A 14,853-nucleotide genomic window follows, 5' to 3' on the forward strand; every position below is an offset into this window, starting at 1 on the left:
ACCCGAAGGAGTGGTGGGGCTAGGGTCGGCCCCATGATGGATCACGCGCGCGACCTGGCCTCTGTACGTGATGCGACCGAACGACTGCTCCGCGCAGCCTCCGCACTGGACAACGCTTCGGTGGCGAAGCCGTCACGCCTGCCGGGCTGGACCCGTGGCCATGTCCTCGCCCACCTCGCCCGCAACGCCGACGCCCTCGTCAACGTGCTCGAAGGGCGCCCCATGTACGTCTCCGGTCAGGCCCGGGACACCGACATCGAGCAGGGCGCCCCGCGTCCCCTGGAGGTCCAGCTCGCGGACGTGCGGGAGAGCGCGGCCCGCTTCGAGAAGGTGTCGGCCGAGCCCGCCGACTGGTCCCGCACGGTCGAGCTGCGCAACGGGGTCACCGACTCGGCCGCCCGGCTGCCGTTCCGGCGCTGGGTCGAGGTCGAGCTGCACCATGTCGACCTCGGGATCGGCTACGAGCTCGACGACCTGCCGGCGGAGTTCGTGGAGCGGGAGATCGACTTCCTCACGCAGCGGTTCTCGGGCCACCCCGAGGTCCCGGCCATGGAGCTGTCCGCCCTGGAGGACCCGAGCCGACCCGTCCGGGCCACCGGCCGGCGGGACGGCGAACCGATCACCCTGACGGGACGGGCCTCGGCGCTGATGGGCTGGCTCGCGGGGCGCACCCGGGGCGAGGGCGTGACCGTGCTCGACGAGGGCGTGGCGCTTCCCGTACTGCCTCCGCTGTGATCCCGTCGGTAGGCTGACCGCCATGACGTACAGCGGAGCGGTGACGGTCGGCGGCCCGGCGGATGTGCACGAGCTGAAGGACCTGATGATCACCAAGATCGCGGTCGGCCCGATGAACAACAACGCGTATCTGCTGCGCTGTCGGGCGACCGACCAGCAGTTGCTGATCGACGCGGCCAACGACGCGCACACCCTGCTCGGGACGATCGGTGACGACGGCATCGCGTCCGTCGTCACCACCCACCAGCACCCCGACCACTGGCAGGCGCTCGCCGAGATCGTCGCCGCCACGGGCGCGCGGACGTACGCGGGACGCGAGGACACCGAGGGCATCCCGGTGCCGACGGACGTCCCCGTGGACGACGGGGACACGATCCGGGTGGGGAACGTGGAGCTCACCGCCCGCCATCTGGTCGGCCACACACCGGGCTCGATCGCCGTCGTCTACGACGACCCGCACGGGCACCCGCACGTGTTCACCGGCGACTGCCTCTTCCCGGGCGGGGTGGGCAACACCCACAAGGACCCGAAGGCCTTCGCCAGCCTGATCCACGACGTCGAGACGAAGATCTTCGACGTGCTTCCCGACGAGACCTGGGTCTATCCGGGGCACGGCGACGACACCACGCTGGGCGCCGAGCGTCCGCAGCTGCCGGAGTGGCGCGCCCGAGGGTGGTGAGCGAGCGCACCGGGTGAGCCGTTCACCCGTACCGGTGGTTCGCGTGCGCGCTCCTCGACGTTCGGGCCGGGCCCCTCAGGCTCCGGCCAGGGTCGCGACGCGCTCCACCGCGAAGGCGTACCCCTGCACGCCGCAGCCGGCGATGACGCCGTCGGCGCGCAGGGAGACGTACGAACGGTGACGGAACTCCTCACGCCGGTGGACGTTGGAGATGTGGACCTCCACCACCGGCAGCCCGTCGCAGGCGTTGAGCGCGTCGAGGAGCGCGACCGAGGTGTGCGTGTAGGCGGCCGGATTGATCACGATGCCGACGTGGTGCAGCCGCGCCTCGTGGATCCAGTCGATCAGTTCGCCCTCGTGGTTGGACTGGCGGAAGTCCACCGTGGCCCCGTGGGCCGCCGCCGCCTTCACACACAGGGCCTCGACGTCCGCGAGCGTGTCGGAGCCGTAGATCTCGGGCTGGCGCTGCCCCAGCAGGTTCAGGTTGGGGCCGTTGAGGACCATGATCGGGGTGTGGGCGAGGGTGGGGGGCACGGTTCCTCCGGTCCGTTCGGATCTGCGGCCCCGAGGAGCCGCTGCGCAGCCCCCGGTCTATCACGCGGCACCCACCGCGCCGCACGGCAGGCAGGAATGGGCGGACAGACCTTCAGGGGTTGACCGCCAGCTCCAGGTACGCCGCGAACAGCACCAGGTGCACGCCGCCCTGCAGCGGTGTGGCACGCCCGGGCACCACGGTCAGGGAGCTCACCACCACGGTCAGCGTGAACAGCACCATGGCGACGGGACCGAGGCCGAGCACGAGCCGTCCGGGCAGCCACACGGAGGCCAGGGCCACCGCGGGCACGGTCAGGCCGATGCTGGCCATCGCGGAGCCGAGCGCGAGATTGAGGCTGGTCTGCACACGGTCGCGCCGCGCGGAGCGCAGCGCGGCGATGGTCTCGGGCAGCAGGACGAGCAGCGCGATGACCACACCGACGACCGCCTGCTGCATCCCCGCCGCCGCCACCCCCGACTCGATGGCCGGGGAGACCCCCTTGGCCAGTCCGACCACGCCGACGAGGGCGAGGAAGAGCAGGCCCAGGCTGAGGCCGGCCGTGCGGGCGGAGGGAGCGTCGGCGTGGCGGTCGGCGAGGATGACCTCGCCCTGCCGGGTGATCGGCAGGAAGTAGTCGCGGTGGCGCACGGTCTGCGTCGCCACGAACAGGCCGTACAGGATGAGCGAGGACACGGCGGCGAAGGTGAGCTGGGCCGAGGAGAACTCCGGGCCGGGCTTGCTCGTGGTGAACGTCGGCAGCACCAGGCTCAGGGTGGCCAGGGGCGCCACCGTGGCGAGGGCGGCGCCGGTGCCCTCGGGGTTGAACACCGCCGTGCCATGACGCATCGAGGCCACGAGCAGGCTCAGTCCGACGACGCCGTTGCAGGTGATCATCACGGCGGCGAAGACCGTGTCACGGGCCAGGGTCGCGCTCTTCGCGCCGCCGTCCGCCATGAGGGTCACGATCAGCGCGACCTCGATGATCGTGACGGCGACGGCGAGGACGAGCGAGCCGAAGGGCTCACCGACCCGGTGCGCGACCACCTCGGCGTGATGGACCGCGGCCAGCACGGCGCCCGCCAGGATCAGCGTCACCAGGGCGACGCCCTCCCCGGGCAGTTTCCGACCCCAGGTCAGGGCCAGCAGGACGACCGCCGCCACCGGTACGGCGGCCGTCCACCGTGCCGCGAGCGACCGGATCCCGACGATCATGCGGTGATCGTCGCAGACGCGCGGGGCACCCGCATGTCCGGGCGGTCATCGCGGCGAGCGGACATCCGGCCGGTCCTGCGGCTGACGGGCGGCAGCGGTCCGCTCCTTCCTGGAGGCGATCAGACTGGTGATCGTCGTGATGATCAGGACGGCGCAGATCACGCCGAGCGAGACCGGGATGGAGATCTCGGGGACGTGGACCCCGGACTCGTGCAGCGCGTGCAGCACCAGCTTGACTCCGATGAAGCCGAGGATGATCGACAGGCCGTAGGACAGGTGGACCAGCTTCTTGAGCAGGCCGCCGATCAGGAAGTACAGCTGCCTCAGGCCCATCAGCGCGAACGCGTTGGCCGTGAAGACGATGTACGGGTCCTGGGTGAGGCCGAAGATCGCGGGGATGGAGTCCAGGGCGAACAGGACGTCCGTGGTGCCGATCGCGAGCATCACGACCAGCATCGGCGTCATGACCCGCTTGCCGTTCTGCCGCACCCACAGCTTCGTGCCGTGGTAGCGGTCCGCGACGCCGAAGCGTCGCTCGACGGCCTTCAGCAGCCTGTTCTCCTCGTACTCCTCGTCCTCCTTGTCGGCTCGGGCCTCCTGGATCAGCTTCCACGCGGTCCAGATCAGGAACGCGCCGAAGAGGTAGAAGATCCAGGAGAAGGAAGCGATGATCGCGGCGCCCGCGGCGATGAAGCCGGCCCGCAGCACCAGGGCTATGAGCACGCCGACGAGCAGCACCCGCTGCTGGTACTTCGAGGGCACCGCGAACTTCGCCATGATCAGGACGAAGACGAAGAGGTTGTCGACGCTCAGCGACTTCTCGGTGATGAACCCGGCGAAGAACTCCCCGGCGGGCCGACCGCCCCCGAGGGCGAGCAGTCCGACACCGAACAGCCCGGCCAGGGCGATCCAGACGACCGTCCAGATTCCGGCTTCCTTCACCGACACGTCGTGCGGCTTGCGGCCGATGAAGAAGTCGACCGCGATCAGGGCGGCGAGGCCCACGATGGTCAGGACCCACAGGGTCGGGGAAACATTCACTGCGCCTCCGGCAGTACGTCACGGCAGTTGTCAGCGTCGTCGCTGCCGGAGGTCTCTTCCACCCGCGGGGGCCCGGACGCGTGACGCGCCCCGAGGCCCGCGGGCCGACGCCCCGGGATCCGGTCCGATCCGTATTGACGGGTGCGCCGCAGCAGATAGGGAGTACTCCCCTCCGTGGGGAAGACAGTACTCGAAAAACCAAGGAAAGGTAAAGTGATTGACAAAGAGGAGGTCAAATAAACTGCTCAGGGCGCCTTTACTCGTTCTTGGCCGAGGTGTTCGGCCGGGTCGGCGGTCTCAGCGATTCCAGGAGCGGCGCGTCCGGGCCACCAGGTCGAGGACCTGGGGAAGCACGTGACCGCCCGGCGGGACATGGGGCGGATCGTAGGTCCAGGCATGGCCGACCCAGGGGTCGGCGAGATGGTCGTCGGGCACGGGTGTGAGCCGCAGCAGTGAACGCCACAGCGGGTCGAGCAGCGGTCCGTAGGCGGCGGCGTCCGCACGGTCCGCGACCATCATCAGATGGACGCCGACGGCCGGTCCCTCGTCCGCCAGATAGCGCAGCCGCGTCACGGCCAGGTCGTCGAAACCGTGCGGGAAGTCGTTGACGATCAGCAGCTGCTGCGCCGTGTCCACCCCCTGAGGCAGGGCGTCGAGGGCGCCGCCGCGCACCGCCATCTGCGCCAGGTCGACGTGCCGGGTGAGCTTCGTCAGCGTCTCGGCGGCACCCGTCGCGCCGGCGGCGGGCTCTTCCGTGAGCACCCCGGAGCTCACCAGGGGCGCGAAGGCCGCGGCGCCCGATCCGGCCGGGTCGATGACATGGACCGCGAACTCGCCCGGTGGATACACCGCGAGCAGCCGCGCCGCGTGGGTCACCGCGGTGTCCATGGCGAGGCGACGTACGTCGTCCAGCGCCGCGGGCGATTGCGGGACCCCTGAGGTGTGGCCGCTGTCGATCCACAGGCCGCGCTCCAGCGGCAGCCTGATCAGCATGGGGATGCGCAGGCCCCCGCTCTCCGGAAGTCGTAGATCACCGAGGCGCACGGCCATCGGGATCTCCATCGGCGGCCGGTAGCCCTGCCACACCGGGCTCTCCCAGCCGGCGAACGCCGCCGGCAGAGCGGGCTCGACGACATCCGACTCGGCCTTCAACTGGTCGAGATCGCGGTCCAGCGCCGCGTCGGCCTGTGCGACGAGCTGCTCGTACCTGCCACGGGCCGCGTCGCGGGCGGCGTCGCCCCGGTGCCCGATACGGCTGCGCGGATCGGCGAGGGCCGACTCCAGTTCCCGCTCCCTGCGCGATGCGGCGAAGTCGACGGCACCACGGTGGGCGGCCACCGCCCGCGCGAGGTCCTCGAACATGCCCCACACCTGGTTGTAGAGCCGCTCGTCCATGGACCAGCCGGTCGCGTCACCGGCGACGGGCCGCGCGGGCCGGCCGGGCGGGGCCACGGGCGGCGAGGACGATGCCGAGGCGCGTCGGCCGGGGTGGGTGTAGTCGAAAGGGCCGCTGTCCGAAAGCGGTTGCGGGGCGGGGGGCGCATCCTGCTGAACGTCGTCCGCGGATCCTCGCGCCGCGGCCGCCGGGGTTCGCCGGGTGTGCTCGTCCTCCGCGGGGCGCGGCGCAGCCGGGGTGACGGAGCGGTCCGCTCCGCGCGCCACCGCTGCCTCGACGCCGGCCGCGAACCGCTGCGCCGTTGGCAGTCCCCGGTCCGTGAACAGGTCGCGCAGTCCGCCCGCGTAGCCCTGGCCGACCGCGCGCACCTTCCAGGCGTCCCGCCGTCGGTAGAACTCCAGCGCGATCACGGCGGACTCGGTGTCCAGTCCGGTGATCGTGTAGCCGGCCACCTCGGCGCCGTCCGGCCCGCAGACCGCGACGACGGGAGCGGCGAGCGCTCCGAACCGCACCGGGCCGCCGCTCCCCGCCGGCAGGGCGAGCAGCACGGCGACCTGGTCCACGCCGTCCGGCAGGGCGGCCGGGTCGAACACCAGGCGGTGTTCGCGGTCGGCCTGTCCGGAGACCTCGACCCCGGGCAGGGTGGGCGCACCCGGGTGGGCCACCCACTCGGGACCGGGCACCCTGCCCTCGGCGTCGCCGAGCGTGGCCGCCACCAGGACCGGCCGGCCGGTGGACACCCGGACCTCGAGGCGCGCCTGGGGAAGGGCGTGGTTCTGCCCGCGGACCAGCTCGGCCGTCATCGGATGTGCCCCCTCGCGGCTCACGCCCGCCGTGCCGGGGAGTGCACGGCGCCCGGCCGCCCGGAGATCCCGCCCACCCGCGGCCGACTACAGGTGCGGGAGGATCGAGGGCATCAGGTCCTGGAAGGTGCGGCCGTTGGCGGGCGTGCCGAGGGCCGTCATCGTCCAGCCGTCGCCCGCGCGATGCACCTTGGCCATGATCTGCGCCGTGTACGCGCCGCCGCCGGCGAGGGTGTAGCGGGCCAGCTCCTGGCCGTTGGACTCGTCGACCAGGCGGCAGAACGCGTTCTGCACCTCCTGGAAGGTCTGGCCGGTGAACGAGTTCACGGTGAAGACGATCTGGTCGATGTGGACCGGGACCCGCTGGAGGTCGACGAGGATCGCCTCGTCGTCGCCGCCCTGGCCCACGCCGCCGACGAGGTTGTCACCGGTGTGCCGCACCGAGCCGTCGTCGCTCACGAGGTGGCGGAAGAAGACCACGTCGACGGGCTGCTTGTCGGCGAACAGCACCGCGGAGGCGTCCAGGTCGATCTCCCGGGTGCGGGAACCGAACAGCCCCCGCCGCGGGGCGGCCTGCCAGCCCAGCCCCATGCGCACCGCGGTCAGGGTGCCCCCGTCGCCCTTCTGAAGGCTGATGGCCTGACCCTTGGTCATATTCACGGTCACGCGCTGATCCCCTCTCGCACTGTCCCCTGTCGGCCGCGCATTCCGCGGACACCACGACCCTACGGGGCGGCGCCGACAGCGCCGAGCCCCGGCCGGGTGTTTGTGTCGGTCCTGCAACACAGCGGGTCGGGCCTGGGTCCGGCGGCGGGGAACGGGCGTCAGGCCAGGCCCGCCTCCCTCATCTGGCGCAGTTCTTTCTTCATCTCGGAGACCTCGTCGCGCAGCCGGGCGGCGATCTCGAACTGGAGGTCCGCGGCGGCGGCGCGCATCCGGTCGGTCAGCTCCTCGATCTGACCGGCGAGTTCGGCCGCGGGACGGTCGGTCGGGACCGTCTCCTGGGCCTTGCCCTTGGCGCCCTTCGCCGTCTTGGCGCCGCTCGCCGTGTGACTGCCGAGCGCGGGGACGGGGCTCTTCGCCCCCTTCCCGTCCTTCGCCTTGCGGTAGCCAGAGCCGAGGAGCTGCTCGGTGTCGACGTCCTCGCGGGCGATCCGGGCCACGATGTCGTTGATCTTCTTGCGCAGCGGCTGGGGATCGATGCCCTTGGCCGTGTTGTAGGCGATCTGCTTCTCCCGGCGCCGGTTGGTCTCCTCGATGGCCTTCTCCATCGCCGGGGTGACCTTGTCGGCGTACATGTGGACCTGGCCGGAGACATTGCGCGCGGCACGGCCGATGGTCTGGATGAGCGAGGTGCCCGAGCGCAGGAAGCCTTCCTTGTCGGCGTCGAGGATGGCCACCAGGGACACCTCGGGCAGGTCGAGGCCCTCCCTCAGCAGGTTGATGCCCACCAGGACGTCGTACTCGCCCGCCCGCAGCTCGCGCAGCAGCTCGACGCGGCGCAGGGTGTCCACGTCGCTGTGCAGATAGCGCACCTGGATGCCGAGTTCCAGGAAGTAGTCGGTGAGGTCCTCGGCCATCTTCTTGGTGAGCGTCGTGACCAGGACACGCTCGTCCTTCTCGGTGCGTGCGCGGATCTCGTGCACCAGGTCGTCGATCTGGCCCTCGGTGGGCTTGACCACGACCTCGGGGTCGATCAGGCCGGTGGGGCGGATGATCTGCTCGACGTGGCCGTCCGCACGGGAGAGCTCGTAGTTTCCCGGCGTGGCCGACAGATACACGGTCTGGCCGATGCGCTCCTGGAACTCCTCCCACTTCAGGGGCCGGTTGTCCAGGGCGGAGGGAAGCCTGAAGCCGTGGTCCACGAGGGTGCGCTTGCGGGAGGCGTCGCCCTCGTACATCGCGCCGATCTGGGGCACCGTGACGTGCGACTCGTCGATGACGAGAAGGAAGTCGTCCGGGAAGTAGTCCAGCAGGGTGTTCGGCGGTGAGCCGGGCAGCCGGTCGTCGAAGTGCATCGAGTAGTTCTCCACGCCGGAGCAGGTGCCGATCTGGCGGAGCATCTCGATGTCGTACGTCGTGCGCATGCGCAGCCGCTGCGCCTCCAGCAGCTTGCCCTGCTTCTCCAGCGTGGCCAGGCGCTCCTCCAGCTCCTTCTCGATGCCGTTGACCGCCCGCTCCATGCGCTCGGGTCCGGCGATGTAGTGGGAGGCCGGGAACACGTACAGCTGCCGGTCGTCGCTGATGACCTCGCCGGTGAGCGGATGGAGGGTGGAGAGCGCCTCGATCTCGTCGCCGAACATCTCGATCCGGACGGCCAGCTCCTCGTAGACCGGGAAGATCTCGATGGTGTCGCCGCGCACCCGGAAGGTCCCGCGGGTGAACGCCACGTCGTTGCGCGTGTACTGGATGTCCACGAAACGGCGCAGCAGCTGGTCGCGGTCGATCTCCTCGCCCACGCTGAGGCTGACCATCCGGTCGACGTACTCCTGCGGGGTGCCGAGGCCGTAGATGCACGAGACGGAGGCGACCACGACGACGTCGCGGCGGGTCAGCAGCGAGTTGGTCGCGGAGTGGCGCAGCCGCTCCACCTCCTCGTTGATCGAGGAGTCCTTCTCGATGTAGGTGTCCGACTGCGGGACGTACGCCTCGGGCTGGTAGTAGTCGTAGTACGAGACGAAGTACTCGACCGCGTTGTTCGGCAGGAGTTCCCTGAACTCGTTGGCCAGCTGGGCGGCCAGCGTCTTGTTCGGCGCCATCACCAGGGTGGGGCGCTGAAGCTTCTCGATCATCCACGCGGTGGTGGCGGACTTGCCGGTGCCGGTGGCTCCGAGCAGGACGACGTCCTTCTCACCGGCGCGGATGCGCTTTTCCAGCTCGGCGATCGCCGCGGGCTGATCGCCGTTGGGCTGGTAGGGGCTGACGACCTCGAAGGGCGCCACCGTGCGTTCGATGTGTGAAACGGGCCGCATGTCATCCACCGTACGACCCCCCACTGACAACGAGGGTCGGATCAGCGCCGCTGCGGGGTGCGGGACGCCTGGTGCTCGACGGGCCGGCGGCTGCGGGTGCCCGGGTGGTGGAGGCTGTGGACGAGCTCCGGATGGGCCGGGACACCTGGTTTGCGCTCGTCGGGGGTCCAGTCGGGAGTGCCCTTGATCATCAGCGGGTCGAACAGGACGACGGCGCCCGCCAGGCACAGGAAGACCAGCGGGCCGATCATCAGCGGCGCGAGCAGGGCGGCGGGCGACTCGCCCTCCGGGCTGCCGGAGGAGTCGTGCAGATGGACGGTGAGGGCGGCCATGCCCGTGTAGTGCATGACGCAGACCGCCAGGCCCATGACCAGGCTCGCGCCCACGGTCCAGACGAAACCGCGCCGCCGGCCGGCGGCCCAGAGAGCGGCGGTCGCCGCGGCGACCGCGACGAGCACGGAGACGGCGACGACGAGCGTGTTGTACTCGAGCACGCCGTTCAGCCGCATCCCGGCCATCCCCAGGTAGTGCATCGACGCGATGCCCAGGCCCGTGACGGTGCCACCGGTGAAGAGCGCCACCCCGGTGGCTCCCCGGTAGCCCACGATGAACACCCCCACGCCGACCATCAGGATGGCGACGGCGAGGGATGCGAACGTGATCGCCCGGTCGTAGTGGATGGGAGTCTGTCTGACGGTGAATCCCATCATGGCGATGAAGTGCATGGTCCACACGCCGGACCCGATCGCGGCCGATCCCAGGGCGAGCCAGCCCGCGCGCCAGGACCGGGTGACGACCATCGATCTGACGGTGCAGCGCAGTCCGAGCGCGCTGCCGAGGCAGGCCATGAGGAACGCCACGACCGGCGTGACGAGTCCGTAGCTGAAGCCGTCGACGGTGCCCTGCATGCGCGACTGCCCTCCGCCCTGATGTGTCCCGGATTTCGAGAATGCCCCCCATCCCCAGGACCGCGAGCGCGGTCAGGGCTGTCGCAGAGAGTATGACTCGCGCCGGAACGGTCGAACGATTTTCCGGCAAAGAATCACGGTGCTGCCCCACTTGTGCGGTGCGTGTGAGCGACTCTCGGTGACTCCGGCCGTTGTGTGGGCTTTGCGCGACCGCGCGTTCTTACTCTCTGATGTCAGTCTGGTGCCGTACGTGACCGACGTACGGGTACGACATGAGGAGGACACATGCGGGTGCGCGTCGCCACCGCCACGATCACCGCGTTCTTCGGACTCGGCGCCGCCATACTGGCCACGCCCCACGCGGGAGCGGCCGGCGGTGACCGTCCGGTGGTGGTGAGCCACCGCGGCGCCTCCGGATACGCCCCCGAGAACACGCTGGCCGCGATCGACAAGGCGGCGGCCATGGGGGTCGGCTGGGTCGAGAACGACGTCCAGCGCACCAGGGACGGACAGCTCGTCGTCATCCACGACGCCACGCTGGACCGCACGACCGACGTCAAGCGACTGTTCCCGCAGCGGTCCCCCTGGAGGGTGAAGGACTTCACCGCGCGGGAGATCGCGCGCTTGGACGCCGGCAGCTGGTTCGGGCGCCGGTTCGCGGGCGCGCGCGTGCCGACGCTGTGGCAGTACATGCGGCGCGTCGCGCACAACCACCAGAGCCTGGTCCTGGAGATCAAGAACCCGCAGCTGTACCCGGGGATCGAGCGCCAGACCCTCGATCTGCTCGGCAGGCAGGGCTGGCTCGACCGCGGCCATCTGCGCGACCGGCTGCTCGTGCAGAGCTTCAGCGCGGCCAGCGTGCGCAAGGTCCACGCGCTGCGGCCCGCGATCAGGACGGCGTATCTGGGCACACCGAAGGTGACGGAGCTGAAGGCGTACGCCCGGTTCGCCGACCAGGTCAATTCCGAGTACACCAAGCTCTCCGCACCGTACGTCTCCGAGGTCCACGCCCTCAGGGGCCCGCACGGACAGCCGGTGAAGGTCTTCGCCTGGATCGTCAACCGCGCCGACGACGCCCGGCGGCTGACCGGCTTCGGGGTGGACGGCCTCATCACGAACGTGCCCGACGTGGTGCGCACCGCCGTCACCGCCCCCTGATCCCCGGTCACGGCCCCGCTCCCGGGCTCCGGCCAGCGCCGGGGTGCGGGGTCGTTGTCAGTGCCTCGCCGTACGGTGGGCCCATGGACAGTCATGGGCAGGAAGAGCAGCCGCCGGTGTGGGCCGTGGTCGCCACGGACATCGGTCCGCTGTTTCTGGCCGCCACACGCGACGGCCTGGTGAACGTGGTGTTCCACGCGACGGACACGATCCGCGACAAGGCGCTGGACCGGCTGGCCTCCCGGCTCGGCGCCCAGCCGGTCGAGGATCCCGGCTCCCCCTTGCTGGCCGAGGCGATACGCCAGCTGACGGCGTACTTCGCGGGCGAGCTCCGCGACTTCACGCTGCCACTGGACTGGTCGCTGATCACGGGGTTCAACCGCCAGGTGCTGCGCGAGCTCGCGTCCGGGGTGCCGTACGGGACGGTGGTGGGCTACGGCGACCTGGCCGGCCGGGTCGGCCAGCCCGGCGCGGCCCAGGCGGTGGGGGTGGCGATGGGGTCGAACCCGCTGCCCGTCATCGTGCCGTGCCACCGCGTGGTCGAGCGCGACGGGGGCATCGGCGGGTTCGGCGGCGGCCTGGAGACCAAGCGCAAGCTGCTGGCACTCGAGGGCGTCCTGCCCGAACCGCTGTTCTGAGCCACGTCCCCTCCGAGCCGCGGCCCCGTTTCCGGGCAAGGGTTTGACCGCGGGCGCCACCCGCCAGAGATGAAGGAGGACCGTACGACAGGAGGCAGGCGCGTGCTGGTGGTGTCCGAAGAGGTACGGGAGGCGCTCGCCACGCGCCGCCCGGTGGTGGCGCTGGAGTCGACGATCATCGCGCACGGGCTGCCGCGCCCACGCAATCTCCAGGTCGCGCGGGAACTGGAGGACGCCGTGCGGCAGGAGGGCGCCGTACCCGCGACGATCGCCGTCCTCGACGGCCGGGCTCATGTCGGCCTCGGCAAGGAGCAGGTGGAGCGCGTCGCGAACGAGGAGGGGATCCGCAAGCTGGGGCACCGGGACCTCCCCCTCGCGGTGGCGGCGGGAGCGAGCGGGGCGACGACGGTGTCCGCGACCGCGCAGCTGGCCTCTCTCGCGGGGGTACGGGTGTTCGCGACGGGCGGCCTCGGCGGCGTCCACCGGGAGTGGACCCTGACCCAGGACGAGTCCGCCGACCTGGGACTGCTGGCCCGGACCCGGATCACCGTGGTGTGCGCGGGCGTGAAGTCGATCCTGGACGTGCCCGCGACGCTGCAGCGCCTGGAGACACTGGGCGTGGCGGTGGCCGGATACAGCACGGACCGCTTCCCCGGCTTCTACCTGTCCGACTCCGGGCATCCGGTCGAGTGGACCCTTCGGTCGCCGGGACAGGTGGCGGAGGTCATGCGGGCGCAGGACGCGCTGCGCGGTCCGGCGTCGGCGCTGGTCGTGGCCAACCCGGTCCCGCGGGAGGAACAGCTCGATCCCGATCTGCACGCGCGCGTGCTCGCCGAGGCGCTGCGGGCGTGCGAGGCCGAGGGCGTCACGGGCCAGGCGGTCACCCCGTTCCTGCTCGACCATCTCGTCCGGCACACGGACGGGGCCTCGTTGGAGGCCAACCTGGCGGCCGTGCGGGGCAACGTGAGGCTCGCGGCGCGGATCGCCACGGCCTGGGCCGGGGCGTGAGCGGCGCGCTGTTCGTCGCCGGCGACGTCGTCACGGACGTGGTCGCCCAGCACCGGGGCCCGCTCGCCCCGGGCACCGACACGGCGGCCGTGATCCGCACGCTGCCCGGTGGCGCGGGGGCGAACGTGGCGTGCTGGGCCGCCCACCAGGGCTGCCCGGACGTGCGGATGCTGGCCCGGGTCGGAGCCGAGTCGGCCGCCTGGCACGAGCGGGAGCTGAGGGCGTGCGGTGTGCGGCCCCACCTGGTGGCCGATCCCTCCGCCGCTACGGGAACGGTGGTCTGCCTCGTGGACACGGGCGCCGCGGCGGAGCGCACGTTCCTCGCGGACAGCGGGGCGTCGCTGCGGCTGGACGCGGGCGACTGGTCGGACGGCCTGCTCGACGGTGTCGCGCACCTGCATCTCTCGGGCTATCTGTTCTTCTCCGCACCGAGCCGGGCCCTGGTGGCGGCGGCCGGTGCGGCGGCACGCGCGCGTGGCGTGCCGGTCAGCGTGGACCCGGCGTCGGCGGGGTTCCTCGCGGAGCTCGGCGTGGACAGGTTCCTCTCGCTCGCCACCGGGGTCGATGTGCTGCTGCCCAGCCAGGACGAGGCGTGCCTGCTGACCGGACTGCCCGACCCGGCGGACGCGGCGGTGAAGCTGAGCCGCCTGGTGCCCCTGGTGGTCGCCAAGCTGGGCGCGCGCGGGGCGCTGGTGGCCGTCTCGGGGGCGCTCAGAGCCCGGATCCCGGCGGTCCCCGCGACGCCCTACGACACGACCGGGGCCGGCGACGCCTTCACCGGGGCGTTCCTGGCGGCCCTGGTCGGCGGGGCGGGGCCGGAGGAGGCGGCGAGGGCGGGGTGCGCGGCGGGGGCCGTGGCGGTGCGGCAGGCGGGCGGGCGACCACCGCACGGCGGCGGGCGGTCGGCGGGGGGCGAGGGAGGGGGGTGAGGGAGCCGGCCTACTCCTTGAAGCCCCAGGCGGAGATCATCGGCGCCGTCGCCAGATCCATCGTGCCGCGGGCCACGTGGTCGAGATGGCGGTCGATCTCCTCGTTGGTGGCGAGGCCGGCGGCGACGAGCCGGTCGCGGATCTGCTGGACGGTCGCGCTCTCGAGGGCGGCGCAGGCCGGTGAGGTGAGCGGGAAGTACGCGTCGGCCGCCACGCGGCCCAGGCCCGCCTCACGCAGCAGGCGCGGCAGCCTGCGGCCGTAGGACAGGTCGGCGCCCCGCTCGGCCAGGAGGGTGCGGAAGCCGGTGCGCAGCCGGTTGGCGAGCCGCTGCTCGGGGCCGTGCTCATCGGGACAGATCAGGGGCTGGAGGGCCGGGTCCGCGTCCTCGATCAGCAGTCTGCCGCCCGGGCGCAGTGCCTTGATCATCGAGCGCAACGCCCGTTCCCGGTCCGGGACATGGACCAGGACGAGCCGGGCGTGCACGAGATCGAAGTGCGCGCCCGGTGGTTCCTCCGCCCCCACGTCGTGGGTGCGGACCTCGATCGGGGAGGCCGTGGCCGATGCGGCCCAGGAGGTGTCGATGTCGGTGGCGACGACCTGACCCGTCGGGCCCACCCTGCCGGCCAGCCAGGACACGACCGAGGTGCCGCCCGCGCCGACCTCCCAGCAGCGCCATCCGGGCCCGATCCCCAGATCCTCGATGTGGCGGAACGTCGTGGGGTCGAAGAGGGCGGCGAGGGCGTCGAAGCGCCGGCCGGCCTCGGCCTGCTGGTTGTCGAGGAGGTACCCGTCGGATGCCGTCATACGCAGATCATCGCAGCAGGGCCCCGGCGGGCCC

Annotated in this window: 14 protein-coding genes; 6 read left to right on the forward strand and 8 right to left on the reverse strand. The window is 71.6% G+C overall.

The features are described from left to right. Nucleotides 1-33 precede the first annotated feature (33 nt). Nucleotides 34-735 (forward strand): maleylpyruvate isomerase family mycothiol-dependent enzyme, encoded by a 702-nt coding sequence (locus tag AB0C59_RS25290; RefSeq protein WP_363008328.1) that lies wholly within the window; start codon nucleotides 34-36, stop codon nucleotides 733-735. 22 nt (nucleotides 736-757) lie between these two features. Continuing rightward, nucleotides 758-1,414 (forward strand): MBL fold metallo-hydrolase, encoded by a 657-nt coding sequence (locus tag AB0C59_RS25295; RefSeq protein WP_363008330.1) that lies wholly within the window; start codon nucleotides 758-760, stop codon nucleotides 1,412-1,414. A gap of 75 nt (nucleotides 1,415-1,489) precedes the next feature. On the opposite strand, the gene aroQ is transcribed toward AB0C59_RS25295, so the two are convergent. From aroQ to AB0C59_RS25330, 7 genes are all read right to left on the reverse strand, one after another. Next, nucleotides 1,490-1,948, reverse strand: a complete 459-nt coding sequence (aroQ, locus tag AB0C59_RS25300; RefSeq protein WP_363008332.1) for a type II 3-dehydroquinate dehydratase — start codon at nucleotides 1,946-1,948, stop codon at nucleotides 1,490-1,492. A 112-nt stretch (nucleotides 1,949-2,060) separates the two neighbouring features. Next, nucleotides 2,061-3,161, reverse strand: a complete 1,101-nt coding sequence (locus tag AB0C59_RS25305; protein WP_363008334.1) for an ionic transporter y4hA — start codon at nucleotides 3,159-3,161, stop codon at nucleotides 2,061-2,063. 45 nt (nucleotides 3,162-3,206) lie between these two features. Continuing rightward, the gene (locus AB0C59_RS25310) at nucleotides 3,207-4,202 is read right to left on the reverse strand and encodes a TerC family protein (protein ID WP_363008336.1); all 996 of its coding nucleotides are present in this window, start codon (nucleotides 4,200-4,202) and stop codon (nucleotides 3,207-3,209) included. Between the two features lie 297 nt (nucleotides 4,203-4,499). After that, nucleotides 4,500-6,401, reverse strand: coding sequence for a TerD family protein (locus AB0C59_RS25315; RefSeq protein WP_363008338.1), 1,902 nt, complete (start codon nucleotides 6,399-6,401; stop codon nucleotides 4,500-4,502). Between the two features lie 87 nt (nucleotides 6,402-6,488). Then, nucleotides 6,489-7,067 carry a TerD family protein gene (locus AB0C59_RS25320; protein ID WP_363008340.1) on the reverse strand — a complete coding sequence of 193 codons (579 nt, stop codon included), beginning with the start codon at nucleotides 7,065-7,067 and terminating at the stop codon, nucleotides 6,489-6,491. Nucleotides 7,068-7,225: 158 nt separating this feature from the next. After that, complete coding sequence (uvrB, locus tag AB0C59_RS25325) at nucleotides 7,226-9,373, reverse strand: excinuclease ABC subunit UvrB (protein ID WP_363008342.1); 2,148 nt, start codon at nucleotides 9,371-9,373, stop codon at nucleotides 7,226-7,228. A gap of 41 nt (nucleotides 9,374-9,414) precedes the next feature. Next, the gene (locus AB0C59_RS25330; RefSeq protein WP_363008344.1) at nucleotides 9,415-10,281 is read right to left on the reverse strand and encodes an MHYT domain-containing protein; all 867 of its coding nucleotides are present in this window, start codon (nucleotides 10,279-10,281) and stop codon (nucleotides 9,415-9,417) included. 285 nt (nucleotides 10,282-10,566) lie between these two features. Between AB0C59_RS25330 and AB0C59_RS25335 the strand changes: the two genes are divergently transcribed. The 4 genes from AB0C59_RS25335 to AB0C59_RS25350 all read left to right on the forward strand — a co-directional run bounded on the left by AB0C59_RS25335 (nucleotide 10,567) and on the right by AB0C59_RS25350 (nucleotide 14,014). Next, nucleotides 10,567-11,439, forward strand: a complete 873-nt coding sequence (locus AB0C59_RS25335) for a glycerophosphodiester phosphodiesterase family protein (RefSeq protein WP_363008346.1) — start codon at nucleotides 10,567-10,569, stop codon at nucleotides 11,437-11,439. Between the two features lie 83 nt (nucleotides 11,440-11,522). Continuing rightward, nucleotides 11,523-12,077 (forward strand): methylated-DNA--[protein]-cysteine S-methyltransferase, encoded by a 555-nt coding sequence (locus tag AB0C59_RS25340; RefSeq protein ID WP_363008348.1) that lies wholly within the window; start codon nucleotides 11,523-11,525, stop codon nucleotides 12,075-12,077. A 102-nt stretch (nucleotides 12,078-12,179) separates the two neighbouring features. Continuing rightward, on the forward strand, nucleotides 12,180-13,085 hold the full coding sequence (locus AB0C59_RS25345; protein WP_363008350.1) for a pseudouridine-5'-phosphate glycosidase: 906 nt from the start codon (nucleotides 12,180-12,182) through the stop codon (nucleotides 13,083-13,085). Further along, complete coding sequence (locus AB0C59_RS25350) at nucleotides 13,082-14,014, forward strand: PfkB family carbohydrate kinase (RefSeq protein ID WP_363008352.1); 933 nt, start codon at nucleotides 13,082-13,084, stop codon at nucleotides 14,012-14,014. The genes AB0C59_RS25345 and AB0C59_RS25350 overlap by 4 nt, the downstream gene beginning before the upstream one ends. A gap of 10 nt (nucleotides 14,015-14,024) precedes the next feature. On the opposite strand, the gene AB0C59_RS25355 is transcribed toward AB0C59_RS25350, so the two are convergent. Continuing rightward, a complete protein-coding gene (locus AB0C59_RS25355) occupies nucleotides 14,025-14,819 on the reverse strand; it encodes a methyltransferase domain-containing protein (RefSeq protein ID WP_363008354.1) in 795 nt (264 codons plus the stop codon). Between the last annotated feature and the right edge of the window lie 34 nt (nucleotides 14,820-14,853).

Origin of the sequence: Streptomyces sp. NPDC048664 (assembly GCF_040650555.1) — a bacterium.
GTDB lineage: Bacteria > Actinomycetota > Actinomycetes > Streptomycetales > Streptomycetaceae > Streptomyces.